The 25,905-nt window shown below is 66.7% G+C and carries 23 protein-coding genes; 10 read left to right on the top strand and 13 right to left on the bottom strand.

Going from position 1 to position 25,905, the window contains the following annotated elements; all coding sequences use genetic code 11:
* Positions 1 to 171 precede the first annotated feature (171 nt).
* Positions 172 to 1,791, top strand: coding sequence for a bifunctional aspartate transaminase/aspartate 4-decarboxylase (locus tag AC3G88_RS10385; RefSeq protein WP_488772830.1), 1,620 nt, complete (start codon positions 172 to 174; stop codon positions 1,789 to 1,791).
* Between the two features lie 63 nt (positions 1,792 to 1,854).
* On the top strand, positions 1,855 to 3,543 hold the full coding sequence (gene aspT / locus AC3G88_RS10380; RefSeq protein WP_488772594.1) for an aspartate-alanine antiporter: 1,689 nt from the start codon (positions 1,855 to 1,857) through the stop codon (positions 3,541 to 3,543).
* A gap of 37 nt (positions 3,544 to 3,580) precedes the next feature.
* On the opposite strand, the gene AC3G88_RS10375 is transcribed toward aspT, so the two are convergent.
* Positions 3,581 to 4,555: a Bug family tripartite tricarboxylate transporter substrate binding protein gene (locus AC3G88_RS10375; RefSeq protein ID WP_488893379.1), complete on the bottom strand. Its 975-nt coding sequence runs from the start codon at positions 4,553 to 4,555 to the stop codon at positions 3,581 to 3,583.
* 359 nt (positions 4,556 to 4,914) lie between these two features.
* Here AC3G88_RS10375 and AC3G88_RS10370 point away from each other — a divergent pair, with 359 nt between their 5' ends.
* Together AC3G88_RS10370 and AC3G88_RS10365 are read left to right on the top strand one after the other, a co-directional pair.
* Entirely contained in the window at positions 4,915 to 6,759 is a 1,845-nt protein-coding gene (locus tag AC3G88_RS10370) for a CocE/NonD family hydrolase (RefSeq protein ID WP_488893378.1), read from the top strand.
* A gap of 39 nt (positions 6,760 to 6,798) precedes the next feature.
* On the top strand, positions 6,799 to 7,812 hold the full coding sequence (locus AC3G88_RS10365) for a LysR substrate-binding domain-containing protein (protein ID WP_488893377.1): 1,014 nt from the start codon (positions 6,799 to 6,801) through the stop codon (positions 7,810 to 7,812).
* On the opposite strand, the gene AC3G88_RS10360 is transcribed toward AC3G88_RS10365, so the two are convergent.
* Positions 7,774 to 8,712 carry a LysR family transcriptional regulator gene (locus AC3G88_RS10360; protein WP_488772598.1) on the bottom strand — a complete coding sequence of 313 codons (939 nt, stop codon included), beginning with the start codon at positions 8,710 to 8,712 and terminating at the stop codon, positions 7,774 to 7,776. The genes AC3G88_RS10365 and AC3G88_RS10360 overlap by 39 nt on opposite strands.
* 121 nt (positions 8,713 to 8,833) lie before the next feature.
* On the opposite strand from AC3G88_RS10360, the gene AC3G88_RS10355 reads away from it, so the two are divergent.
* Both AC3G88_RS10355 and ggt read left to right on the top strand, forming a co-directional pair.
* Positions 8,834 to 9,817, top strand: a complete 984-nt coding sequence (locus AC3G88_RS10355) for a Bug family tripartite tricarboxylate transporter substrate binding protein (protein ID WP_488772599.1) — start codon at positions 8,834 to 8,836, stop codon at positions 9,815 to 9,817.
* Between the two features lie 10 nt (positions 9,818 to 9,827).
* On the top strand, positions 9,828 to 11,453 hold the full coding sequence (gene ggt, locus AC3G88_RS10350) for a gamma-glutamyltransferase (RefSeq protein ID WP_488772600.1): 1,626 nt from the start codon (positions 9,828 to 9,830) through the stop codon (positions 11,451 to 11,453).
* 41 nt (positions 11,454 to 11,494) lie between these two features.
* Here the strand turns inward: ggt and AC3G88_RS10345 are convergent, their stop codons facing one another.
* Entirely contained in the window at positions 11,495 to 13,300 is a 1,806-nt protein-coding gene (locus tag AC3G88_RS10345) for an ATP-binding cassette domain-containing protein (RefSeq protein ID WP_488772601.1), read from the bottom strand.
* A gap of 196 nt (positions 13,301 to 13,496) precedes the next feature.
* Here AC3G88_RS10345 and AC3G88_RS10340 point away from each other — a divergent pair, with 196 nt between their 5' ends.
* Complete coding sequence (locus AC3G88_RS10340) at positions 13,497 to 13,634, top strand: hypothetical protein (protein WP_153949331.1); 138 nt, start codon at positions 13,497 to 13,499, stop codon at positions 13,632 to 13,634.
* Between the two features lie 138 nt (positions 13,635 to 13,772).
* On the opposite strand, the gene AC3G88_RS10335 is transcribed toward AC3G88_RS10340, so the two are convergent.
* The 6 genes from AC3G88_RS10335 to AC3G88_RS10310 form a co-directional block, all read right to left on the bottom strand.
* A complete protein-coding gene (locus AC3G88_RS10335; RefSeq protein WP_488893376.1) occupies positions 13,773 to 15,380 on the bottom strand; it encodes a methyl-accepting chemotaxis protein in 1,608 nt (535 codons plus the stop codon).
* 229 nt (positions 15,381 to 15,609) lie between these two features.
* A complete protein-coding gene (locus tag AC3G88_RS10330) occupies positions 15,610 to 16,551 on the bottom strand; it encodes a LysR family transcriptional regulator (RefSeq protein ID WP_153949329.1) in 942 nt (313 codons plus the stop codon).
* A gap of 101 nt (positions 16,552 to 16,652) precedes the next feature.
* Positions 16,653 to 17,870: an alanine transaminase gene (alaC, locus tag AC3G88_RS10325; protein WP_400396295.1), complete on the bottom strand. Its 1,218-nt coding sequence runs from the start codon at positions 17,868 to 17,870 to the stop codon at positions 16,653 to 16,655.
* A gap of 121 nt (positions 17,871 to 17,991) precedes the next feature.
* Positions 17,992 to 18,381, bottom strand: a complete 390-nt coding sequence (locus tag AC3G88_RS10320) for a hypothetical protein (RefSeq protein WP_488772603.1) — start codon at positions 18,379 to 18,381, stop codon at positions 17,992 to 17,994.
* A 71-nt stretch (positions 18,382 to 18,452) separates the two neighbouring features.
* A complete protein-coding gene (locus AC3G88_RS10315; RefSeq protein ID WP_488772604.1) occupies positions 18,453 to 19,289 on the bottom strand; it encodes a siderophore-interacting protein in 837 nt (278 codons plus the stop codon).
* 2 nt (positions 19,290 to 19,291) lie between these two features.
* Positions 19,292 to 19,999: a PadR family transcriptional regulator gene (locus tag AC3G88_RS10310; protein ID WP_488772605.1), complete on the bottom strand. Its 708-nt coding sequence runs from the start codon at positions 19,997 to 19,999 to the stop codon at positions 19,292 to 19,294.
* Between the two features lie 167 nt (positions 20,000 to 20,166).
* On the opposite strand from AC3G88_RS10310, the gene AC3G88_RS10305 reads away from it, so the two are divergent.
* Positions 20,167 to 20,760, top strand: a complete 594-nt coding sequence (locus AC3G88_RS10305; protein ID WP_488772606.1) for a 2-hydroxychromene-2-carboxylate isomerase — start codon at positions 20,167 to 20,169, stop codon at positions 20,758 to 20,760.
* A 45-nt stretch (positions 20,761 to 20,805) separates the two neighbouring features.
* Here the strand turns inward: AC3G88_RS10305 and AC3G88_RS10300 are convergent, their stop codons facing one another.
* The 3 genes from AC3G88_RS10300 to AC3G88_RS10290 all read right to left on the bottom strand — a co-directional run bounded on the left by AC3G88_RS10300 (position 20,806) and on the right by AC3G88_RS10290 (position 23,377).
* Positions 20,806 to 22,350, bottom strand: a complete 1,545-nt coding sequence (locus tag AC3G88_RS10300; RefSeq protein WP_488772607.1) for a methyl-accepting chemotaxis protein — start codon at positions 22,348 to 22,350, stop codon at positions 20,806 to 20,808.
* 148 nt (positions 22,351 to 22,498) lie between these two features.
* Positions 22,499 to 22,999 (bottom strand): DUF6644 family protein, encoded by a 501-nt coding sequence (locus AC3G88_RS10295; protein ID WP_488772608.1) that lies wholly within the window; start codon positions 22,997 to 22,999, stop codon positions 22,499 to 22,501.
* A 3-nt stretch (positions 23,000 to 23,002) separates the two neighbouring features.
* The gene (locus AC3G88_RS10290; RefSeq protein ID WP_488772609.1) at positions 23,003 to 23,377 is read right to left on the bottom strand and encodes a DUF6152 family protein; all 375 of its coding nucleotides are present in this window, start codon (positions 23,375 to 23,377) and stop codon (positions 23,003 to 23,005) included.
* A gap of 165 nt (positions 23,378 to 23,542) precedes the next feature.
* On the opposite strand from AC3G88_RS10290, the gene AC3G88_RS10285 reads away from it, so the two are divergent.
* Positions 23,543 to 24,691, top strand: coding sequence for a DSD1 family PLP-dependent enzyme (locus AC3G88_RS10285; protein WP_488893375.1), 1,149 nt, complete (start codon positions 23,543 to 23,545; stop codon positions 24,689 to 24,691).
* A 17-nt stretch (positions 24,692 to 24,708) separates the two neighbouring features.
* Here AC3G88_RS10285 and AC3G88_RS10280 read toward each other — a convergent pair whose 3' ends face one another.
* Positions 24,709 to 25,191 (bottom strand): hypothetical protein, encoded by a 483-nt coding sequence (locus AC3G88_RS10280; RefSeq protein ID WP_343655674.1) that lies wholly within the window; start codon positions 25,189 to 25,191, stop codon positions 24,709 to 24,711.
* A gap of 470 nt (positions 25,192 to 25,661) precedes the next feature.
* Between AC3G88_RS10280 and AC3G88_RS10275 the strand changes: the two genes are divergently transcribed.
* Positions 25,662 to 25,844 (top strand): hypothetical protein, encoded by a 183-nt coding sequence (locus tag AC3G88_RS10275; RefSeq protein ID WP_488772611.1) that lies wholly within the window; start codon positions 25,662 to 25,664, stop codon positions 25,842 to 25,844.
* The last annotated feature ends 61 nt before the right edge of the window (positions 25,845 to 25,905 follow it).

Raw genomic sequence — 25,905 nt, 5'->3', positions numbered from 1 at the left:
TGAGCACCAACGCTGGGCAGACTACGTTGTGTATCTGGGAATAGTGTGTGGCACCGGGAATTGACTTTGCCGATTCACCAGGGTGCCCATTCGTCACGCAGCCCGCGAAATGGAGCGTGCCCGAGTGGCCGCTTTCGCGCTGCAACATTGGATCAAAACCGGAGATACATGATGAGCAAGCGGGATACCTCCAAGCTGGCCAGCCTTTCGCCATTCGAGCTGAAGGACGAACTGATCAAATTAGCCGGCAGTGTGTCCAACCGGCTCATGCTCAATGCCGGGCGCGGCAATCCCAACTTCCTGGCTACCGTGCCGCGCCATGGCTTCTGGCAGCTGGGCCTGTTCGCCATGCGCGAATCCGAGCGGTCGTTCTCGTATCTGACCGAAGGCGTGGGCGGCTTTCCGCGCCGCGCCGGCATCGAGGAACGCTTCGACCTCTTTGCCCGCGAGCATCGCGACGTGCCGGGCGTGCGTTTCCTGGCCGGCGCCGTGTCCTATGTACGCGACCAGCTCGGGCTGGACGGCGGCGATTTCCTGTACGAGATGTGCGAAGGCATCCTGGCCTGCAACTACCCGGTGCCCGACCGCATGCTCAGGTTGTCGGAAAAGATCGTCAAGCAATACATTCGCCGGGAAATGATCGGCAAGCACCCGTTCCTGGGGGATTTCGATCTTTATGCCGTCGAAGGCGGAACGGCCGCCATGACCTATCTGTTCAATTCGATGCGCGTCAATCACCTGCTCAAGGCCGGCGACACGATTGCGCTGGGCATGCCGATCTTCACGCCCTATATCGAAATTCCGGAACTGGCCGAATACCACCTGACCGAATTGTCGATCGACGCCGATCCGGCCGATGGCTGGCAATACCCGAAAAAGGAACTCGACAAGCTGCGTGACCCGAAGGTCAAGGCATTCTTCCTCGTCAACCCCAGCAATCCGCCATCGGTCAAGGTCAGCGACGAGAGCCTGCAATACATCGCCGAGATCGTCAAGGAGCGTCCGGACCTGATCATCCTGACCGACGATGTCTATGGCACGTTCGCCGACAACTTCGTGTCGCTGTTCGCCATGTGCCCGCGCAACACCATCCTGGTCTATTCGTACTCGAAGTATTTCGGGGCCACGGGATGGCGTCTGGGCGTGATTGCCACGCACAAGTCGAACCTGTTCGACGAAAAGCTGGCCGACCTGCCCAAGGACGAGCGCGCCGGCCTGAACAAGCGCTACGCGTCCATCACCACCGAACCCGAGAAGCTGCAGTTCATCGACCGCATCGTGGCCGACAGCCGCACCGTCGCGCTCAATCACACGGCGGGCCTCTCCACACCCCAGCAGGTGCAGATGGTGCTGTTCTCGCTGTTCTCGCTCATGGACACCGACGAAAGCTACAAGAAGGCCATGAAACGACTGATCCGGAGCCGCAAGGCCGCGCTGTACCGGGGCATGGGTACGCCGCTGGGCGAGGTGGACGAGAACGTCGTGGACTACTACACCCTGCTCGACGTCGAACAGATGAGCCGCGAGGTGGGGCCCGAGTTCGTCAAGTGGCTGCTCGAGTCGATCCAGCCGCACGAACTGCTGTTCAGGCTGGCCGAGGAGGCCGGCGTGGTGCTGCTGCCCGGCGGCGGCTTTGGCACCCGGCATCCGTCCGGCCGCGTGTCGCTGGCGAACCTCAACGAAGAGGACTACGTCAAGATTGGCCGCTCGGTGCGCAAGCTGCGCGATGAGTATCTGGAGCGCTATCGCGAGAACGGCGGCGGCAAGGAGAACGGCTCGAAGAAGAGGTAGGCGCGGTCGCCACGCCCATCCAGTCTCGCCGCAAACGCCGAGGTCCGACAAGGAGGCATCACCATGACGTGGTTCGTTGATACGCTCAAGGCCTATCCGGAGATCGCCATCTTCCTGGCGCTCGGTATTGGCTACTGGGTGGGCGGCAAGAGCTTCAAGGGGTTCAGCCTTGGGGCCGTGACATCGACGCTGCTGGTCGCCATCGTCATCGGCATCCTCGGCGTCAAGATCTCCGCGAACGTGAAATCGGTCTTCTTCCTGATGTTCCTGTTCGCGGTGGGCTACGGGGTGGGTCCGCAATTCGTGCGCGGCATCGCCAAGGATGGCGTGCCGCAGGCGATCTTCGCGGCCATCCTGGCGGTGCTGTCGCTCGGTGCATCCGTGGTGGCCGCCATGGTCGCCGGGTACGACCTGGGCTCGGCGGCGGGGCTGTTCGCCGGATCGCAAACCATCTCGGCGTCGATGGGCCTTGCCACCGACGCCATCAACCGGCTCGGGCGCCCGCCGGAAGAAACCAAGATGCTGCTGGACGGCATGCCGATTGCCTATGCGGTCACGTACATCTTCGGCACCGTGGGATCGGCCATCATCCTGGCCCAGATCGGGCCCAGGCTGCTGGGCATCGATCTGGTGGCCGCCTGCAAGGAGTACGAGCAGATGCTGGGGGCCGGGTCGGCCGGCGGCGCCGGCACCGAATGGCACGAGTTCGAGGTGCGCGCCTACGCCGTGGCCCCCGACAGCCCGTTCATCGGCCGGTCCGTGGGCGATCTCGAAGCCGGCACGCGCGACGGTGTGCGCGCCTTCATCGAACGCATCCGGCGCGGCGGCAAGATCATCGAGGTAGACCAGCACACGCTGATCGAAGGGGGCGACGTGGTGGCCATTGGCGGCAAGCGCGACCAGCTGATTGCGCGGCTGGGCCCCAGCGGCCGTGAGGTGGAGGATGCGGAACTGCTCAACATCCACACTGAAGGCGTCGACATCTACATCACCAACAAGGAAGTCGACGGCAAGCCGCTGCAGGAACTGGCGCGCTGGCCCGGCGCGCGCGGGGTGTTCCTCAAGAAGATCAAGCGCGGCCCGACCGAGACCGTGATTCCGGTGCTGCCCAAGACCCAGCTGTATCGCGGGGACGTGATCACGCTGGTGGGCCGCACGCAGGACATCAACGCCACCGCCAAGCAGCTGGGCTATGTGGATCGCCCCACCACCGTCACCGACGTCGCCTTCGTCTCGCTGGCCATCACGGTCGGCGCGCTGATCGGTGCCATCGTGATCCACGTGGCCGGCATTCCATTGACGATTTCCACGGCGGGCGGTTCGCTGATCGCCGGCATCATCTTCGGCTGGTTCCGCGCCATCCATCCCACGTTCGGACGCATTCCCGAGCCGACGCTCTGGTTCATGAACTCGGTCGGCCTGAACGTCTTTATCGCCGTGGTCGGCATCTCGGCCGGGCCGGGCTTTATCGCCGGGCTGCAGAAGCTCGGCGTGAGCCTGTTCCTATGGGGCATCTTTGCCACCGCCGTGCCGCTGATCATCGGCATGTTCCTGGCAAAATTCGTGTTCCGCTTTCACCCGGCCCTGATCCTGGGCATCTGCGCCGGTGCGCGAACCACCACGGCGGCGCTGGGGATGGTGTGCGAAGCGGCCAAGAGCCAGGTGCCTGGCCTCGGCTACACCGTGACGTACGCGGTAGGCAACACGCTGCTGACCATCTGGGGGATGGTGATCATCATGATCCTGTCCTGATGAACTGGCCGTCCTGCCGCTTGCCAGCAGGCCGCCATCACGACGCCTGGATACCGCGCTTGCGGATGAAGTCGCCCCAGACCTTCGACTCCGACGACGCACGCTGCTTGATGGCATCGGCACTGCCCACCACCGGGAACAGGTAGAGCGATGCCAGCCTGGCCTTGATCTGCGGGTCGGCCAGCGCCGCCTGCACGGCGCCGTTGAGCCGCGCCACGATCTTCGGATCCAGACCCGCCGGGCCCACCAGCGCGTACCAGCTAGGCATCAGCGGCACGTCGATGCCGGACTCCTTGAGCGTCGGCACGTTGGGCAGTTCTTTCACGCGCTGCGGCCCGACAATGGCCACCGGCACCACCGTACCGCCGGTTACCTGCGGCAACGCGGCACCCAGCACGCTCACCATCGCGTCCACCTCGCCCGTCACCACGCCAGTCAGCGCCGGGCCGGAGCCCTTGTAGGCCACGTGAGTCATTTTGAGGCCCAGCTTGTCCGCCACCACCTCCATGGCCAGGTGCGTCGAATTGCCCACGCCTGCGCTGCTGAACGTCAGGCCGCCCGGCTTGTGCTTGGCCTTGTCGATGAAGCTCTGCATCGACGTGATGCCGCTGGCCTTGCTGGCCACGATCACGAACGGCGTATCGACCACGGGCGCGATGAACGTGTAGTCCTTCTGCGGGTTGTACGGCAGCGACGCGTACAGGTGCGGGTTGAAGCTGATCTGCGATACGCCCGTCAGCAGTACCGTGTAGCCGTCCGGTGCCGCCTTGGCCACGGTGCTCGTTGCCACGATGCCGTTCGCGCCGGGACGGTTGTCCACGACGATGGATTGCCCCAGGTCTTGCGACAGCCGGTCACTGAGCAGCCTCGCCACCACGTCGCCGCCGGAACCCGCCGACTGCGGCACGATCATCCGGATCGGCCGGCCCGGATACGCATCCTGCGCCTGTACAGCGCCATGGCACAGCACCGCCGAGGCGATGAACGCGCAAGCCATCAAACGTCGGTACATCAATACTCTCCAATTGAATCGAAGCCAGTCACGAAATTTTCATGACGATGGTAGGGATCTGCGCGATCCGAGACCAATACGGATTGTCGATGCCAACATAGGCCGGAGCTATGCCCAGGGGAAACCCTGAGGCGCCTGCCCAGCCATGGGGTCCATGCGCACCATTGCAACGCAGCATCGGCGCGGCGCGCACCGGCCTTGTGCGCGGCACGCAGGTTTTTCCGCGGATCGGGCCGTGGCAACGCGGCCGGTCATAGGGCCGACCTATGACCGGATCGGAATTTCGTCTTTCCGCAACCCCGCGACGGCTCCGTACCATGGGGCCGTTCTCCAGGCCCTTCTGCACAAGTACACCCGTCATGTCCGACATCGATACCCGTGGCAACGCGTGGCTGACGCCGCCGTCCGCCTATCTGGCAAGCCGTCCGTCCACCTTCTCCGTACCGGCCCGGCCAGCATCCTGCTATCTGCCCATGCGCGACGGCTGCCGCCTGGCCGCCGACGTCTACCTGCCGCAGCCGTTGCCCGGCACCGCCGCGCCGCAAGCCTTCCCCACCGTGGTGATCTTCACGCCGTACTACCGACGTTTCAGGCTTTCCCGCGCGGGTGCCGAGCCGAGCCCGAATGGCGCCAAGTACCGCGATGCCTTCGTGCCCAAGGGCTACGCGGTGGTCGTGGTCGATGTACGCGGCACCGGCGCCAGCTTCGGCACGCGCGATGCGCTGCGGTCGCCCACCGAGCGCGACGACTACTACGAAGTGGCCGAATGGATCGCCAGCCAGCCATGGTCGAACGGCAAAATCGGCTCCACCGGCATCTCGTACCTGGGCGCGGCGGCCTGCTTCCTGGCCAGCACCGGCCATCCCGCAGTGAAGGCCATTGCGCCGCTGTTCTCGGTGTCCGACATCTACAGCGAACAGCTGTACCCCGGCGGCATGCTGTCCAAGGTGTGGGTGGAAGCCTATGACGAACTGATGCTCGCGCTCGACCAGGACCGTCGCGACCTGGTCGCTGGCTTCCCCTACTTCAACGATCCCACCTTCGAGGGCCCCGAGCGTACCGACGAGGACACCGAAGGCGCACTGGTGGCGGCCGCCGTCGCCGAGCACCGCAACAACTTCACGCTGGCCGACCTGGCGCCCGAGTTCGCCTACCGCGATGGCGCGGCCTTCCACGACCCATCGCTCGATTCCGGCAGTTGCAGCCCTTACCGCTATCTGGACGGCATCGCGCCTGACGTCGCCGTGTATTCGATCTCGGGCTGGTACGACGGCGGCGGCTATGCCAATGGCGCCATCACGCGCTTCCTCTCGCTGCCGTCCCACGACAGCCGCCTGCTGCTGGGTCCGTGGGACCACGGTGCGCGCACCAACGTGTCGCCGTGGCGCGAACGCGCCGCATCGGATTTCCCCTTGCTGGGCGAAGTGCTGCGCTTCTTCGACCATCACCTGCTTGGCCTGCCCACCGGCCTGGAACGCGAAGCCCGCGTGCATTACCACAGCATCCATGACGACCACTGGCAGCCGGCCGACGTCTGGCCGCCCGCCCCGGCCAGCACCCGGCTGTACCTGACCGACGACGGCGCGCTGTCGACCACACCACAGGCCGGGTCCGCTGCGACCACGACGCAGGTGCGCTTCGACTGGACCACCGGCCGCCAGACGCGCTACGAGCGGCTGGGCGCCGCCAATATCGAGGACTACTACGCGGACTGGGGCGAGCATGAGGCAGCGCTGCCCCATTTCGACTCGGCGCCACTGCCATCGCCGATGGCGATTGCGGGCCACGTCGTGGCCCATCTGCGGGTGTCCTCGTCGCAGCCCGACGCGGCGGTATTCGTCTATCTGTCGGAAGTGGAAGCCGATGGCACGGTGCGCTATATCACCGAGGGCATGCTGCGTGCGTCGCACCGCAAGACCGAGCCGTGCCCGCCCGAGTACCGCACCAGCTGGCCCTACCGCGCGCACCGCCTGGCAGACGCCGAACGGCTGACGCCGGGCGCACCCGTCGCGCTGGACTTCGCGCTGCTGCCGGTGGCATGGACGCTGGCCGCCGGCAGCCGTCTGCGCGTGTCCATCGCGGGTGCCGACCGTGGCCACTTTCCGCAAGTGCCCCACGGCCGACCGCCGCGGCTGACCCTGGGTCTGGGTAGCGGCGGCTGCCATATCGACGTGCCCGTGGCGGCGCAGGCAAGCGGCCGTTGACGGCGGGACGATGCCTGCCCGGGCACGTGAAGTGCTAGAGTGGGCATCCGTCCCCAGCTTTCCGCAGTCATGGATTTCCGGCAGCTTCGCTATTTCGCGCGCATCGTCGAACTCGAGAGCATTACCGCCGCGGCCGATGCGCTGCATATTGCCCAGCCGTCGCTGAGCCAGCACGTGGTCAACCTGGAGTCCGAACTGGGCGCCAGGCTGCTGGTGCGCGGGCCGTTTGGCGCCCGGCCCACCGAGACCGGCCAGATCCTGTACCGGCACGCCAAGATGGTGCTGCGCCAGATGGAGGAAGCGCATGCGGCCGTACGCCATGGCCGCGATGTGCCGTCAGGCCACGTCAGGGTAGGCCTGCCCACCAGCACGTCGCGCGTGCTGGCCGTACCGCTGCTGCAGTTCGTCACCCGCAACGTGCCGGACGTGACCGTCGAGATCGTGGAAGGCAGCAGTGCCGACCTGGCCGAACTCGTCACGGCGCAAAAGCTCGACCTGTGCATCGCCATGGACGCCCAGCAGCGTCCGAACATGCATCTCGTGCCGTTGCTGGACGAAGACCTGATGGCCGTTGGGCCTGCCTCGGCGCAGCGCGACACGGCGCTGACGCTGGCCGAGATGGCCGCGCTGCCGCTGCTGCTGCCGAGCTTTCCCAATTCGGTGCGGGTGCTGACGGACCGCGCGTTCGTCGCCGCCGGGCTCGAACTGAAGCTCGTGGCCGAAACCAGCGCGGTGTCGGTGCTGTTGTCGGCGGTCAGCGCCGGCATGGGGTGGACCATCCTGCCCTGGAGCGCGCTGGCCACCGAACCGCCGCATGCGTTCGCGTGCGTGCCGATCTCCGATTCGTCGCTGGTGCGCCGCGTGTTCCTGTGCGTGGCGGGCGCCGCGCGGCTTGGCCTGGCGTGCAAGACGGTGGAAGATGCGCTGCTGCAGCTCATCCTGGATGCCATCGCCACGGGCACCTGGAAAGGCGTCAACCCCCTGGGCAACCTGAGAGGCGCCAGCGCCGACGCATTATCGGCCCAGCAACCGGGCCTCGCTGCGAAGCAGTGACACGAAGTCGAGCAGCATCTCGTCGGCACCGCCCCGGCGCCACACTGCGCCCACCGGCCCGAACGATCCCACATCGGCCAGCGGCAGAATAGCGACAAGGCCGCGGCTCTGCAGATGGGCCGCCATCGCCGCGGAGCAGACGCCGACATGGTCGCTGCCGCGCACCACCGATTCCAGCACCACGATCGACCCGGTTTCGATCTTTGGCTTGATGCCGGCGCCGCCGCGTTCCAGCAAGGTGTTTTCCAGCCGCACCCGCATCAGCGTGTCGCGTGGCGGCATCAGCCACGGGTAGCCGAACACGTCGGTCCAGCTTACGCTGCGCGCCGCGGCCAGCGGATGGCCAGGTCCCACCACGATGGCGATGTCGTCGGCGAACAGCACCTCGTGCTCCAGATGCTGCCCATAGGCGCGCGCGTCGATCGAGCCCACCACCAGGTCGTACTCGCGCTCCTCGAGCCCGCTCAGCAGCGCGTTGAACACGCCTTCGGTCACCTGGAACGACACATCGGCGTGGCGCGCCTGGAAGGCCAGCACCGCGCGCGGAATCAGATGGGCGATACCGGCCGTCACGCTGCCGATGTGCAGGCGCGCCACGTCGCCCTTGGCCAGCGACAGCAGTTCCGCGTTGGTCCGGCCCACCTCGCCCAGCACGCGTAGCGCCAGCTTGCGCACGGCCTCGCCAGCGGCAGTCAGCTTCATCCGCTTGCCGCGCAGCACCAGCTTCGTGCCGACCAGATCCTCCATCTCGCCAAGCCAGTGCGACATGGCCGACTGGGTCATATGCAGCCGCTGGGCGGCCAGCGTCAGCGTCCCCGCCTCATGGAGCACCAGGAACGATTCCAGGTGACGCATCCGCAACCGGCGCGCCCACGCCACGGTGTCCGGCGACTGAAACATGAATAAATACTCATACAAGGTTCGGAACATTTCATTGGCCGTTCCGCGCATCCCGCGCCAATATTGACGCTTCTGCGGCCGCGGAACAATCCATGGAACCACTGATCAAGAAGGACACGACATGAGAAAAATCTCCATCATGGGGAAACTGCTGGCCGGGATGCTCGCAGTGGGTGCATCGGCAACGGGCTGGGCCTGCGGCGAAGCGGGGAACACGCGGCCGATCAAGCTGGTGGTGTCGCAGCAGGCCGGCGGCAGCACCGATACGCTCGCGCGCATGTGGGCCGAGAGGGCCTCGAAGGAACTGGGCACCACCGTGCTCGTGGAAAACAAGGCCGGCGCCGGTGGCGTGATCGCGGCCAAGTACGTGCTGTCCCAACCTGCCGATGGATGCACGCTGTTCCTGGCCGGCGTCTCGCAGATGGTGCTGAACAAGTTCGCCTATGCCCCGCTGTCGTACAAGCCCGAAACCGACTTCACCCCCGTGTCGGTGCTGACCACGGTGCCGTTCGTGCTGGTGGCCAATCCGCAAACCGGCTTCCACTCGCTGGCCGACCTGGTCGCGGCCGCCCGCGCCAAACCGGGCAAGATCAATTTCGCGTCGTCGGGCAACGGCAATTCCACCCACCTGGTGGTGGAGCTGTTCCAGAAGAACCAGAACATCCGCATGACGCACGTGCCGTACAAGGGCGAGCCCGATGGCGTGGTGGCCACCGTTGGCGGCCAGACCCAGGTGATGGCGCCGGTGCTGAGCACGGCCATGCCGCAGATTCGCGCCGGCAAGCTGGTGCCGCTGGTGCTGTTCGCGCCAAAGCGGCTGCCCGACCTGCCGGACGTGCCCACCGCCTCCGAGCTTGGCCTGTCCGGGCTGGACGACCTGGGCTGGATGGGCGTGGCCGCCAAGGCCGGCACGTCGCCTGATGTCGTGAAACGCCTGCACGCTGCCTCGCAGGTCTTCCTGGCCGACAAGGGCACGCTAGACAAGCTCAAGACCATGCAGGTGGTGCCCATGCCGGGCCCGTCCGGCATGCTGATGCAGATGACCGTGCGCGACACCGCCAAGGTGCAGGAAGCGCTCGGTTCCGTCGACTTCCAATCCCGGTGAGGACCATCCCATGACAAATCCTGGAATGGTGGTCTGCCCGCAGCCGGAAGCGGCCGAGTCGGGCGTCGAGATCCTGAAGGCCGGCGGCAACGCGGTGGACGCCGCCGTGGCCTGCGCGCTGGCGCAGACCGTGGTCGATCCGCTGATGTGCGGCATCGCGGGCTTCGGCACCGGCGCGGTCTACATGCGCGATGCCGGCGCACACGAGTATTTCGACTTCCACGCCACCGCCCCGGCCAGCGCGCGCCCCGACATGTGGGCCGACCTGCTCGAAGGCGAGGCACGCGACGGCTTCGGCTTCTTCATCAAGGACCGGCTCAACGACATCGGCTATCAGTCGATTGCCACGCCCGGCACGCTGCGCGGCCTGGAGGCGATGCACGCCGCCCACGGCCGCCTGCCGTGGCGCGAAGTGGTGGCACCGGCCATCGCCTGGGCACGCGACGGCTATTTCGTGCGCCCCGGCATGCATGCGTTCTGGATGGATGAAGCCACGCTGGGTCGCGCCAGCAACCGCGAGCGGCTGGCCTTCAGCGAATCGGGCCGCCGCGTCTACTGCCGCGAAGACGGCTGGCCCCGGCCCATCGGCGCGCCCATCGTCAACGCCGACATGGCCGATGTGCTTGGCGTGATTGCCCGCGATGGCGCCGATGCCTTCTACCGGGGGTCGATCGCCGATGCCATCGTCGCCGACATGCAGGCCAACGGCGGCCTGCTGAGCCGCCAGGACCTGGCCGGCTACCGCGTGATCCGCCAGAAGCCGCTGTTCGGCCGCTATCGCGACCGGGTCATCGCCACCAACCAGCCCCCCGGCGGCGGCGCGATGCTGCTGGAAATGCTGCACGCACTGGAGCAGTTCGACCTGGGCGCGATGCCGCACAACTCGCCCGAATACCTGCGCATCGTCTGCGAAGTCATGAAGCAGGCCACCGTGGACAAGGACATGTATCTGGGCGACCCGGCCTTCGTCGACATTCCGCTGGAACGCCTGCTGTCCGCCGAGCGCGCCGCGCAGACCGCCGCCGCCGTGCGTGCGCACGAGAAGGTGTCCGTCACGCGCGTGAACCCGGGACACGCGGTGCCGCGCGATACCACGCACCTGTCGGTGGTGGATGGCGACGGCAACTGCGTGTCGCTGACCCATTCGCTGGCCATGCCGTCGGGCGCCATCACGCCGGGCCTGGGCTTCATGTATAACGGGTGCATGGGCGTGTTCGACCCCCGGCCCGGCCGCGCGGGCAGCATCGCACCGGGCAAGCGCCGTTTCACGTCGTCGTGCCCTACCATCGTGTTCCGCGACAACCGGCCGGAAATCGTGCTCGGCGCACCGGGCGGCACGCAGATCGCCATGGGCGTGCTGCAGGTCATCCTGAACGCGGTGGACCACGGCATGCCGATCCAGGACGCCGTGTCTGCGCCGCGCTTCTCGTCGACCAGCAATGCCATCGACGTCTGCAACCGCATTCCGCGCGCAGTCTGCCGGCAGCTCGAACAGCAGGGCTACGAGGTGATCCGCAATCCGTACAACTACACGATCGGATGGGTCCATGCGGTGCATATCGACGGCACCACGCTGCGCGGCGGCGCGGACCCCGGGCGCGATGGCGTCGCCTACTCGACCGACTCGCTGATGTAATGGCACCGTGCCGGCCGCCACTGGCGGCCGGCGCCGCACGCTCAGTCGCCGCGCCGTGCCAGCACCTCGTCGCGAGGTCCGGCGTCCACCACACGGCCGGCTTCCACCACGACAATGGTGTCGAACCGGGCCAGCAGGCTCGGCCGATGCACCGAGGCGACGATGCAGGCAGACGGGAACGCCGCGAACATGCGGTCGAACACGCGGCCTTCGGCCTGCGGGTCCAGCGCACTGGTCGGCTCGTCGAGCAGCAACAGCGAACTGCCCTGCGCGGCCAGTGCGCCGCGCGCCAAGGCCAACCGTTGCCGCTGGCCGCCGGACAGATTGGCCCCGCGCTCGCTGAGCGGACTGGCCAGCCCGTCGGGCAGGCGCTGCAGCACCTCATCGAACACGCCCGTATGCACGGCGGCCTGCAGCGCCGCCGCATCGGCGGGCTCGCCGAAGGTCAGGTTTTCTTCCACGCTGGCCTCGAACACCTCCGCCTCCTGCGGAATCAGCGTGGCCAGCGCGCGCAGTTCGATCCAGTCCTCGGCCATGCCGTCGCGGCGCAGTTCGCCGTGCTGCGGGCGATAGAGACCCGCCAGCGCGCGTAGCAGCGTGCTCTTGCCGCCGCCGCTGGGCCCGACCAACGCAACGCGCGCACCGCGCCGCAGCTTCAGGTCGATACCGTGCAGCCCGCCGCGCGCATCGTCGGGGTAGCGCCACGTGGCGCCGCGCAGTTCCAGCGTCTGCCACGGGGCGTCGGGTATCACGGCGGGCACCGCCGCGTCCGGGTCGCCCGGCGTCGCCCAGATCGGCTCGGCGCTGCCGTAGTCCGTATGCATGCGCGCGAAGCTCTGGAAGTTGGAGGCCATTGCGCCCACCACGGTGGCGGCCTGCTGCGCATACTGGTAGATCATGAAGACCGTGCCCAACAGCACGGCCTGGCCCGGCTGCCGCGCCTGTAGCACATACACCACCACCAGGACCCAGGTCAGCCCCATGCCAAGCAGATCGACGGCAAACCATTTGCCTTCGTTGACCACCACCGCGCGCCGCAGCGGCGCCATCACTGCCGCCATGCGATGGCCGAGCAGCTTGCGTGACGCGGCCTGGAGCCGCAGCCCGATCACGGTGCCGGCATTGCCGACAAAATCGAGCAGCGCGGCGGCATAGCGGCGCTCAGCGTCGTTCTCTGCACGAGCCAGCTGCATCAGCGTGCGGTCGAATCGCAGGATGATCAGCGCGATGACCACGTAGCCGGTGACCGCGATCACGCCGCTGGTGCGCGACAGCAGCGCCAGCGCGACAATCGGCCCCACGAAATTGAACGCGCTCTGCAAGTAGCCGAACTGGTTCTGCGCGAAGTCCGATAGCGCGCGGCTGGACTGCACCACGCGGTGCTGCAGTTCGCCCGAGTGCCGGCCATCGCGCCACGCCAGCGGCGCCGACGCAATGCGCGCGTAAAGTTGGTCGGACAGCCGTTCGCGTACCCTCACCCCCACATTGCGCTCCAGCACCCGGCCCGGGCCGTGCAAGAGCCACGACAACAGGTAGATGCCGATCAGGTAGACAATCCAGCGGCCGGCCACCTCCATCTGGCCCTGCTGCAGCGCGTTGATCGCCTGCGCGGCCAGCCAGGGCATGGTCAGCCGCAGCAACTGCGCCGCCGACAACAGCCCGGCCGCACCAAGCATCTGGCCCCGCACGCCATGCGCATGGCGCCAGAGCGCACGATAGAGGTCGCGCGCCGCGCTGCCGAGGCCGACGGCGGGCGGACGAGCGGGCTTGCCGGATGAATCGGGCGAGTCGGGCGAGTCGGGCGAAGCGGACGGATCTGGCGAGGCGGACATATCGGGCACCGTCATGCAGTCATCTCTCCTGTGCGGGGGCGCGCGAGCCATCGCCAGTGGGCGACGGCGCGGGCGAAGCTTGCCATTGTGCCAAGCCTGGGGGCCGATGTCTGGCATCGTGGCCAACACGGCCGGCAGGCCGCATGGCACGCATCCTGCACACCCCCCACCTTGTCGGCCCATCGGGCCCCGGACTTCGAGGAGGACACCCATGCAGCAAGGCGACGTGCAGGACCGCGAAGAAAAGATGCAGAAACTGCGTGGAAACCGCCGCTATACGTGGACGCACCCGATATTCCTGATCGCCCTCGCGCTGATTCTGGTGGGCTATGCGGCCACATTCTGGTAGCCCTGCGCCGGACTATGCCGCGCCCGGCCAGAAACGCGCAAGCCGTGTAAGGATTACCGGCCAGGCCCCGGGCGGCGGAACGTGAAAAAGCCGGAGACTGGCTCCGGCTTGCTCCGTACGGGCTATCTCGGCTGTCGATCAGGCTAGCGCGGGCGCCCCGCCCCGGCTGAAATCGGAGACGCCACCGCTGCGCGCCAGCCCACGCCGGTCGGACAGCCTGAACACCGACACCGACGACAGCAGGCTGCGGCTCTGTTCGTCAAGCGCGGTGGCCGCAGCCGCCGCCTCTTCCACCAGCGCTGCGTTCTGCTGGGTCAAATCGTCGATCTGCGTCACCGCCGCGTTCACCTGCTCGATACCGCTGGTCTGTTCCGTCGAGGCCGCCGAGATATCGGCCACCAGTTGCGATACCTGCCGCACGGCTTCGACGATCTCGTGCATGGTCTGCCCGGCGCTATCGACCAGCGTGGAGCCCTCCTGCACCTTGCTGACCGAGCCTTCGATCAGCTCCTTGATTTCCTTGGCGGCCGCCGCACTACGCTGGGCCAGCGTGCGCACCTCGCCGGCCACCACGGCGAACCCGCGCCCCTGCTCGCCGGCACGCGCCGCTTCCACGGCGGCGTTCAGCGCCAGGATATTGGTCTGGAACGCGATGCCTTCGATCACGCTGATGATATCGACGATGCGGCCCGAGCTTTTCGAGATATCGCCCATGGTGCTGACCACGTCGCCCACTACCTGGCCGCCCTTCTCGGCCAGCGACGATGCGCTTTGCGCCAGCTTGTCGGCATGCCCCGCGTTGTCGGCGTTCTGCCTGACCGTGACGGCCAGTTCCTCGATGCTGGCCGCGGTCTGTTCCAGCGCGGACGCCTGTTCCTCGGTGCGCTGCGACAGATCCACGTTGCCCTGGGCGATCTGCCCCGATGCGGTAGCCACGGCCTCGCTGGACGCCTTGATGTGGCGGACGATATCGGCCAGCGTCAGGCGCATGCGATTCATCGCGTGCAGCATGCTGGACGTATCGCCCGGCTGCAGCACGACTTCCAGCGCCAGATTGCCGGCCGCCACCTCGCCGGCCACCTGGGCCGCGTAGGCCGGCTCGCCGCCAAGCTGACGCACCAGGCCGCGCGCCAGCACCAGCGCCAGCGCAACCACCAGCACCGCCATCGTCAGCAGCGCGCCAATCATCATGTTGCGCGCCGACGCAAAGACCTGCTCGACATGCGCGCCGCTGGCTTCCGAACCGGTCACGTTGAGTTTGACCGCCTGGTCGATACTGGCTTCCAGCTGGCTGCGCACCTGGAACGATTCGCCACGCAACATGGCCACCGCACCCTGGCGGTCGCCGCTGCGCGACAGCGCCAGCAGCTTGTCATGAACGGCCAGGTACTGCGTCATCAGCGCCGTCATCTCGCGATGCGTCAGCCGCTCGGCTTCCGTGGAAAGCAGGCTGGCGAAGATCTTCTCGGCGTCACGGAAGGCATCGAGCTGCTTGCCCATCAGGGCCTCGTACCGGCGGAATTCCTCTTCCGACGCGGACAGCACATGCTGCAACTCCGACGTGCGATAGGCATTCAACTGGCTCTTCATCTCAAGGGAATGGCGCACCGACGGCATCCAGTTGTCCTTGATATCCCGCGTGGCATCGCCCACACGCCCCAGTTCGTACAGCGCGAAGCCGCCCATTCCGCATGTCATCGCCAGCACCACCGCGAAGGCTGACATGATGCGCTGGAAGACGGTCATTCGTTGAAAACCTTGCATTGGCGTTACCTCCCGATCTCTGAATTCATTGGCTGGGCATGATGTGGGGTCCGCGAAGTTTCCCGTTCGAGCCGTATCCTCGGCCTCTCCAGTCATCAGCTAACGGTGGGTTGTGGGATCAACTGAACGGGATTCCGGCCCTTCCAAAGTGGGGGGACACCGCGCGAAGCCGCCAGCCCGCGCGAGCGGGACCCGCCGTCACATGACGGGCCTAGCCTTCCAGCAACCGCGCCCCGCGCCATTCGCCCGAACGCACCAGGCCGCGTGCGGTATCGGCCAGCACCACGCGCAAGGCCAGCGCGGCGGGCGACAGTTCGTCGTCGGACAGGCTGCACAGCAGGTTCTGGCGTCCCGCCTGCGGGTCGTCGATCTGTGCCAGGTGGAAGCGCGTTTGCGCGTCGGGATAGCGGCCTACCGCCGCCCACGGCTGCAGCGTGGCGCCGAAGCCCATGTCCACGGCATCCATCAGCATGGCCAGCGAGTCAACCTCCTGGATCACGCGGGGCGTCACCTTGGCGCGCGCGAAGGCGGCGTCGAGCGTGCTGCGCAGGCCGTGGACGCTGCTTGGCATGATCAGCGGCACGTCGGCCAGATCAGCCATCGTCCGCTGCGTGGGGGGGTCGGCCTTGCCCTGCGGCAGCGCCTGGCGCGACTGGATCAGGAACAGCGTTTCCTCCAGGAGCGGCATCACGGTCCAGCGGCGGGCGGCGTGGGTGCCGAACAGCACGGCCAGGTCAAGCTGGCGCGCGTTGAGCATCGCAGTGAGGTGGCCGGACAGGCTTTCCACGATATGCAGCCGGACGTCGGGATAACGCTCGCGCATCGCCCGGATCAGCGGCACGCCAATCACCGACGCCGTGGTTGGCGCCAGGCCCACGCTCACGGCGCCGGACAGCCGTGCCTGATGCGCGGCACGGCGCGCCTGCTCGGCATGGCGCAGCGTAAGCTGGGCTTCATGGAAAAAGGCCAGGCCGGCTTCGGTGGGCGTCACGCCCTGCGGCGTGCGGCGCAGCAGGCGGGTGGAGAGTTCGCTCTCCAGGCGGCTGATCTGCTGGCTGACGGCCGATTGCACCATGTCGAGCTCTAGCGCAGCACGGCTCATGCTGCCGAGTTCGACCACCCGCACGAAATACTGAAGCTGGCGCAATTCCATCTGGTCTCCCTGCTGGGCCGACCTCCCCGCGCCCGCGGGGATCGGCTTCGATGTTGTGGGGGACTTATACCAGATACGCCGGCGCTGTCCGCGCGAACGTCTCAGGCCACCGCCGGCTTGACCAGCCCGTCGGCGCGGAACATCGCCTTGATGCCGCGCACGGCCTGGCGGATTCGCGATTCGTTCTCTATCAGGGCAAAGCGCACGTACTCGTCGCCGAAGTCGCCGAAGCCGATGCCCGGCGATACTGACACCTTGGCCTTGGCCAGCAGCTGCTTCGAGAATTCCAGCGACCCCAGCGCGCGATATGGCTCGGGGATCCGGGCCCAGATATACATCGACGCCTTCGGAATATCGACCTGCCAGCCAGCTTCGATCAGCCCGCGCGCCAGCACGTCACGGCGCGCCTGGTACTGAGCCGCGATCTCCTTCACACACTGCTGGTCGCCCTCCAGCGCGGCAATGGCGGCCACCTGCAGCGGCGTGAACGTGCCGTAGTCGTGATAGCTCTTGATGCGTGTCAGCGCGGCCACCAGATCCGGATTGCCCACCATGAAGCCGATGCGCCAGCCCGCCATGTTGTAGCTCTTCGACAGCGTGAAGAACTCCACGGCGATGTCCTTGGCACCGGGCACCTGCATGATCGACGGCGCTTTCCAGCCATCGAACACGATGTCGGCATAGGCCAGGTCATGCACGACGAAGATGTCGTGCTTGCGCGCCAGCGCGATCACGCGCTCGAAGAAGTCCAGCTCCACGCAGGCCGCGGTCGGGTTCGACGGGAAGCCGAGCACGATCATCTTCGGCTTCGGATAGCTGCCCCGAATCGCGCGTTCGAGTTCGGCAAAGAAGTCGATGTCCGGCGTCAGCGGCACCGAGCGGATATCGGCGCCGGCAATCACCGCGCCGTAGATATGGATCGGGTAGCTCGGATCGGGTACCAGCACCGTGTCGCCACGGTCCAGCGTGGCCAGCATCAGGTGCGCCAGCCCTTCCTTCGAGCCGATCGTGACAATGGCCTCCTTGTCCGGATCGATCTCCACGTCGTAGCGGTCGCGGTACCAGTGCGAGATCGCGCGGCGCAGGCGCGGGATGCCCTTCGACGCCGAATAGCCATGCGTATCGGGCCGCTGCGCGGCATCCACGAGCTTGGCCACGATATGCGGCGGCGTGGCGCCGTCGGGGTTGCCCATGCTCATGTCGATGATGTCCTCGCCACGGCGGCGGGCGGCCATCTTGAGCTCGGCGGTGATATTGAAGACGTAGGGGGGAAGACGATCGATGCGCGCAAAACGGCGCTTGCCGGATTCGGCAGTCATGGTGGAGTCCTTTACGTAAGCGCCCGGAACCGTCCGAGCGACGTCGTGGCCGTTGTCTCGGCCACTGGGGACTGATATTAGCCAGCCGCGCGCATTTGCACAACGGGCTGGCCGCAAAAAATCAGAACATGCCGCCGGGCGGGCTGGTCGGCCGGTCGGGCGGCAGGTTGCGCACGATGCAGTCCAGCGCGTCGGCGTTGGGCTGGTTGCCGCCGAATGCGCCCGCGATCGAATCGCGATACTGCGGCACCGTGATCCGGTTGTAGTACAGCCGCGACGTCTGGTCGAGCCAGTACACGTAGTTGCTGTCGCTGTCGTCCGAGCCGCTGCGCAGCCATTCGCCCAGGGGCCGGCTGTTCAGCCGCGTGTTGGCGCAGACGGCCTGGATCTTGTCGAGATAGTTGTTGAGACCCCGCGCCTCGTAGTTGCGGAACGAATCGGGGGCACAGGCGGTGAGTCCGGCAGCAGCGGTCAGCACGGCAATCGACAACAACGGGCGAAGGCAGGGCATGGCAGGGTCCGTGGCAATGGGCGAGCCGCCAGTGTAGCCGCGCCGCATCGCCGCGGGAACCAGACTTTGGGTCAGTCGTCCAGCGTTTCGTGAACGGCTGCGTTGCCGCGTTTCCAATAGGCCGATGCCCGGATGCGGGTCTTGTGGATGCCGCGCTCGTTCACCAGGTACTGGCGCACTTCGCGCATCGCGGCCGCTTCGCCGGCGGCCCACACGTAACCCTCGCCGGCGGGCAGGCTCAGCCAGCGCAACGTGGGCGTCAGCAGACTGCCCTCGGACGCCGCTTCGTCGGCTTCGCCGCGATGTTCGTCGCGATGGATCCAGTGCACCTCGGCGTGCGGGCCGGTGGCCAGCGGAATGCGTGCCGATTCATCGGCCACCTCGGCCACGACGATCACGCGCGCATCGGGGCCCAGTTCCTCGATGCGGCGGCCAATGGCCGGCAGCGCGGTGTCGTCGCCGATCAGCAGGTGCCAGTCGAAGTCACGCGGAATCACGAACGACCCGCGCGGGCCGCCCACGCCCAGGTGCTGGCCCGGCTGCGCCTGCGCGGCCCACGTCGATGCGGGGCCGTCGCCGTGCAGCACGAATTCGATATCCAGCTCGCAGGCGGCCGTGTCGTAGCGGCGCGGCGTATAGTCGCGCGCCTGGGGGCGCGGCTGATCCTCGGGAAACTTGATGCCGTCCGGGCCTGCCTGCGGCAGCACGGGCTTGTCGGCACCGGCCTCCGGAAAGAAGACCTTGACGTGGTCGTCGAACGATCCGGAAACGAAATCGGCCAGGTCTTCGCCGCCCAGCGTCACGCGCAGCAGTTGCGGGGACACCTGCCGGGTGCGCAGCACCTTGAGCAGGCGCATCTTCAGCGGATGACGCACGCGTTGTACGGTCAGGTCACGGGTATCGCTCATATTCACTCCGGCTGGTTGGTGCCGCGCTCAATCTCGTCGGCCGCGCGTTCGAGGATGGCGGCAATCCGGCGCTGCTCGTCGGCCGTGGCGCCGCTGCGCACCATCAGGGCCTGCTTCAGCCGACCGCGCGCCTGCACCAGTTCTGGCGCCCAGCCGCCCTCCTCGACATCGCGCTGGGGCTGGCCGCTCATGGCGCGGCGCATGAAATCCATCTTGCGCGCCACGTGCTGCAGGCGCGCCACCATCTGCTCCAGCCGCGCGCGGTTCTGGTCCAGGTAGGCGCGGCCCGCCTCCGACAACTGGTAGCGTTTCTTGTTGCCTTCCAGGTCCACCGTGGCATAGCCCACGTCTTCCAGGAAGGTCAGCGCGGGGTACACCACCCCGGGGCTCGGCTTGTAGAAACCCCCCGTGCGGGTTTCGAGCGCCTTGATCAGCTCGTAGCCGTGCGATGGCTTTTCATCGAGCAGCGAGAGCAGCAGCAACTGCAGGTCCTCGGCGCTGAATTTGCGGCCTCGGCGCAGGTTGTCGCCGTCAAAGCCATCGCCATCGCCTTCAAAGCCGCCGCCGCCCTGCGACCAGAAGCCGCCGCCCCGGCCACCCATCATGCCCGTCAGCTTCATCGCCATCATGGCGCGCATGCCGCCGTGGTGCTTGCCGTGCGGGCCCCCATGGCCCATGTGATCGTGCATCCGATTGAAATGGTGTCGCATTGCTCACTCCGATATATCGTAAGACGTATCGTAAGATATATATCGTACGATATAAAGTCAAGGCCGATTTGCCGGGTGCCGATGCGGCGGAGTTCCTGTCACAATGCAAGCCACCTGAGCACACAACAACCACGACGCAGCATCACCCATTCCAACGGAGACACGCGATGACCAGGCAGGTGGAATTCTTTTTTGACTTCGGCAGCCCCTATTCGTATCTGGCGTACAAGGAATTGCCACGGCTGGCCGCACGCACCGGCGCCACCATCGTGTGGCGGCCGATGTTGCTGGGCGGCGTGTTCAAGGCCACGGGCAATCACAGCCCGATGGAGATTCCTGCCAAGCGGCAATGGTCGGACGGCGATCTCGACTGCTGGGCCCGGCGATATGGCGTGCCGTTCCGGCTCAATCCGCACTTTCCGATCAATACGCTGGCGCTGATGCGTGGCGCCATCGGCTACCAGCGCAAGGGCGAGGCGGCATTCCACCAGTATGTGGAAGCCATCTTCACGGCAATGTGGGAAACAGGCCGGAACCTGAACGATCCTGTCGAGATCGGCAAGGTGCTGGTGGCGGCGGGGCTGGACCCGCGCGAGGCGCTGGCGATGCTGGACGACCCGGAGGTCAAGGCCGATCTCAAGCGCGTGACCGACGACGCCGTGGCGCGCGGCATCTTTGGCGCGCCGAGCTTTATCGTCGAAGACAAGCTGTACTGGGGCAATGACCGGCTGCTGTTCGTGGAGGAACAGCTGGCCGGCTGATAGTGCGATATCACCCCGGGGCTGGCACGCAAGCCAGCCGGGAAATCAGGCCAGCCGGAACGTGGCCACGGCGGCAGCCAGCTGGTTGGCCTGCGATTCCAGCGAATCGGCGGCTGCGGCCGCCTGCTCCACCAGTGCGGCGTTCTGCTGGTTGACCTGCTCCATCTGCGACACGGCTTCGCTGACCTGCGTGATGCCGCTGGACTGCTCGATCGACGCCGCCGAGATCTCGCTGACGGTATCGGCCAGGCGCTTCACGGCCGCCACGATCTCTTCGATGGTGCTGCCGGCCTGCTCCACCTGCTGGCTGCCGGCGTCCACCTTGTCGACCGACGAATCGATCAGGCCCTTGATTTCCTTGGCCGCATTGGCGCTGCGCTGCGCCAGGCTGCGCACCTCGCCGGCCACCACGGCAAACCCGCGCCCCTGCTCGCCGGCACGCGCCGCTTCCACGGCGGCGTTCAGCGCCAGGATGTTGGTCTGGAACGCGATGCCGTCGATCACGCCAATGATGTCGACGATCTTCTGCGAGCTGGTGTTGATCTCGCTCATCGTATGCACCACGCCGCGCACCACCTCGCCGCCGCGTGCGGCCAGGTCAGCCGCGTTGCGCGCCAGGGCGCTGGCATGCGTGGCGCTTTCGGCGTTGTTGCCGACGGTCGATGTCAGCTGCTCCATGCTGGCCGCCGTTTCTTCCAGCGCCGACGACTGCTGCTCGGTACGCGAAGACAGGTCCGTATTGCCGGCGGCAATCTCGCGCGCGCCGGTGGTCACGGCGTCGGAGCCCGCGCGCACCTTGGCCACGGTCTGCGTCAGGCCGGCCTGCATGCGCGACACGGCATCGAGCAGCTGGCCGATTTCGTTGCGTCCTGCCTGCGGCACCTTGATGGTCAGGTCACCGTCGGCCACGCGCATGATCAGGTCGCGCGCCAGATACAGCGGCATCACCACCAGGCGGCGCAGCGCCAGGTGCACCACCACGATCAGGCCGGCGGACATGGCCAGGCCCACGCACACCAGCAGGATCACGCGATTCAGGCGCTGCCGGCCATCGCCGGCCGCCTCTTCGTTCAGCTTTTCGGCGAACTGCTGGAATCGCTCCACGCCGGCCGAGTATTTGGCCCCCGACGACGTGATGTCCTTGTCGTTGATGGTCGCGTAGCCGTCGGGATCTCCGCTGCGCAGCGCATCGAGGCCGCGCTGCACGACGTCCATGTGGGCGCGGCCGGCGGCGACGATGTCGTCGCGCGTGGTGGCATCCTGTTCCGGGAAGGCGGCGGCCTTCTCGAACCGTTCGAGTTCGTCCTTCGACCTGGCGATGGACTTGGTGGCGCTGGCCAGCGCGTCGTCGTTGACCTGGCCGCTGGCCTTGGCCGAACTGTATGCGCGTGTCAGCGCCGAGCGCGCGCGCGTCATGTCCTTGTAGGCGTCGTTGAGCAGGATCGCCCGCGACGAAATCAGGTGGATCCGTTCGGCGGCATCGCTGCTGGCGCTCAACTGGCTGACACCCAGCACGGCGCCAAATACGATCATCAGGCCAAAGATCACGAGCGTGGCCAGCAGGCCGTGGCGAATACTCAAGTTATTCATCGGGGGGCTCTACACGTATGGATTCAGCCCAGCCTTAACGTCCCACTTGCTTGAACCTTGAGGCCCCCGATACACAGCGTTTGCGTTACATCAAATTCGAAGCTTGACACGTGTCTCATGCGCCACTCCCAGGCGTCATGCACGTCGGCTAGACGTAGGCGATCAGCCGCCCTGCGCAGATCACCAGCATCCACGTCACCAGCGACAGCACCGCGCAAGTGCGGGCCACCGGGGGCGGCGGGCGCAATGTTTCCCATCCGCTGTTTCCGGCATGGAGCGCACGGTAGGGGCCGGCGTGGAACCATGCCGCATTGGCCAGTCCCAGCACGATCAGGCCCAGCTTGACCACGAACGCGCGGTTGCCGATCAGGTCGTCGGCATGGGCCACGAACAACAACGCGCCGCTCAGCAGGATCACCACGAAGCCGGCCACGGTGGCCGGCAAGGCGTGCCGCAGCAGCGGCGTCACCGGCAACTGGCGGCCCAGGCCGGCCAGGCGCAAGTCCACCACCACGATGGATCCGAACAGCAGCGCCATGCCGGCCAGGTGCAGCATCTCGCAGGCCGGATAGGCCCAGGCCGACGCCCGCAGCCATACCGCGAACGGCGAGGCTGCAAGCTGGGCGGCCAGGGCGCCGAGATCCGCCATCGGTCAGCGCAGTTCCACGATCTGGCCGCCGTCGAATGTGATGCGCTCCACGCGCATCTCGTCCGGCTTTTCCTTGCTGGCGTAGCCGACCATCGTCACCTGCTTGCCCACCGCCACCTTCTCGGCGGTGGCGCCGCGTGATTCCATGCGCGACACCGGCGCCAGCACGGCCAGCCAGCGTCTGCCCTGCACGTCCACGCGGATCGTGGCGTGGGGGTTCTCATAGTGCGTCTCCACGATCTTGCCGGTCACTGTGAGCGGCTTGGTTTCGTCGTAGGTGGACCATCCATGATGGGCAATCGCTGGCAGGCTGGCCAGCGCCATCGCGGCGGCCAGGCAAAGCACAGGGCGGGAAGCGGCGATGCGCGGGAAGATCATGGCGAGACTCCTTTGCCCTGGGGCGGAAGTTTGGCTGAGGCAAATGGCGAGAACACCCCCCCATCGTAGATGACCGACGGCCGAGCGCAAGGCGGAGCATCCCGCACGCCGTGGTACGCTGTGGGTCGCCCTATTTCACCCCGCTGCAGCGTCTCTTCCATCGCCATGTCCATCGCCTTCGATCTGCCACCGGCCGCGCGGCCGGGCCAGTCCGCCGACACTATCGACACCCCTTCCCTGGTCCTGGACCTGGATCGCTTTGCGACCAACGTCGACCGCATGCAGGCCGCCGCCGACCGGCGCGGCATCAAGCTGCGGCCCCACGCCAAGGCGCACAAGTGCCCCGATATCGCGCTGGCGCAGATCGCCCGGGGTGCGGTGGGCATCTGCTGCCAGAAGGTCAGCGAGGCGATTCCGTTCGTGCGCGCCGGCGTGCGCGACATCCACATCAGCAATGAAGTGGCCGGGGCTGCCAAGGCAGCGCTGCTGGCCGACCTGGCACGGCATGCCACGCTGAGCGTCTGCGTGGACGACATCGCGCAGGTCGATGCCCTGGCCGCCGCCACCGAAGCCGCCGGCAGCAGGCTGGGGGTCTTTGTCGAAGTCAATGTCGGGCAGGGGCGTTGCGGCGTCACCGACCCGGCCGCGATGCTGACCCTGGTGGAACGCATTGCGCGGCATGGCCAGTTGACGATGCGCGGGCTGCAGGCCTATCACGGCGGCATCCAGCATCTGCGCGGCTGGAACGAACGGCGCGATGGCGCCGCGCGTGCGGCCGATCGTACCGGCACCTTCATTGCGCGACTCGAAGCTGCCGGCGTACGCTGCGACGTGGTGACGGGCGGCGGCAGCGGCAGCGTCGAGTTCGACCTAGGCAGCGGCGTCTATACCGAAATCCAGCCGGGCTCCTATGTCTTCATGGATGCCGACTATGGCGCCAACGACTATGCGGGCGCGCTACGCTTCGAGCACAGCCTGTTTATCGCCACGTCGGTCATGAGCGTGGCGGCCGGGGATCGGGCGGTGGTGGACGCAGGGCTGAAGTCGATGGCCGTCGACTCCGGGCTGCCGTGGATCTGGACCGATGGCAAGCAGTCGGCCACGCTGGACTACGTGGCCGCCAACGACGAGCACGGCATCGTGAAGCCGAAACATGAAGACCTGGTGGGCAAGCTGCCCGCGCTGGGCAGCCGGATGATGCTGGTGCCCTGCCATTGCGATCCCACGCTGAATCTCTACGACGAGATCGTGGGCATCCGGGCGGGCGTGGTGGAAAGTGTCTGGCCGGTATCGGCACGCGGGCTGAGCCGCTAGGCCCCGGCCACCGACGATCAGGCGGACTGGGCCACCAGTTCGTCGAGGTCGGCCGGTGCCCACGCGGCGCCGGTCCATTTTTCGAATCGCAGATCGTCCAGCGGCACGTCGGTCAGCGTGCCGATCCAGTCGGTGGGGGCCGCGCCGCAGCGCAGGCCGCTGGCGACCATCGTCATGGCTTCGGGCACGTCGATATCGGCCACCCGCGTGACCGTCGGCCATGGCAGCAGACGCATGTCGTGCGCAGGCAGGCCAAAGCGGTAGAGACCAAAGCGTGTGTGCAAGGCGGCACGCGACAGCGTTTGCCTGGCCTGGCTCAATCCGTCGTCGCGCGTCGCGGACGGATCCCATTGCTGGTTGCGCGAGAACCACAGAATTCCGTCACCGGATCGGGGGGCCGACCCATGTGCGGCAGCAGGCATGAGCCGGCCCGAACGCGCAATGGCGACCAGCGGGGTACCTACCGTGTAATGCCAGACGTAACCGGTTTCGTTTTCCATATGCAGCTCCTGCGAACGCCCTTTCCGCCTACCACTTTGGTGGCGGCATGCCCCGTTTACAAGCAAGGTCACGGCGTGTTGCAACCGCAACAAAAATCGAGCAAGAGGTCTCGGATCTCGCGTCACTTCCCTGCAGGCCAGAACTGGCGCGGCTTCCCAAAATTCCGCAAGTGTCACTGCTTTGGTGCACCTGTTCGTGGTTTGAGGGAAACGTCTAAAACCATAGCACAGGGCGTGGTGCATCGCAGCAGAAATTGCGCCCCGAAAGGTTGCCGAAAGCGTTCGCTACGCCACCTTCGTTCATATTGCCCATGTCCCCAATGTCTGTACATGGACCGTAAAAATCACGAATAGCGGTATCGGAAATCTTGTCCTGGATGTCACCCGGGTGACCTGCCCGCTGCTTACTCTGCGGACCGCATCGCGCGTCACGCGCTGCAACTTGCCACTCCCCGCACCCGACACAGACCATGACCGAAGCCATTCGAACCCTTGCCCGGCGGCGCCCGCTGAGCATGCTGGCCGCCCTGCTGCTCTGCACGGCCCTGACCGCCTGTGGCGGTGACAACGACAGCACGCCCCCGTCGAACACCCCGGCCAGCCCGGGAGCCAGCACGCCCGACGCCAAGCCGCAAATGAAGTGCGCGCCCTGATTGCCGCGCCAGCCCCCTACGCCAATCCACTGACCGCGCATCCGATCCCTCCGGGCAATCC

The organism is Cupriavidus sp. 86D6 (assembly GCF_057815095.1).
The sequence above is the reverse complement of the archived record's forward strand: the minus strand, read 5'-3'. Positions and strand labels throughout refer to the sequence as shown.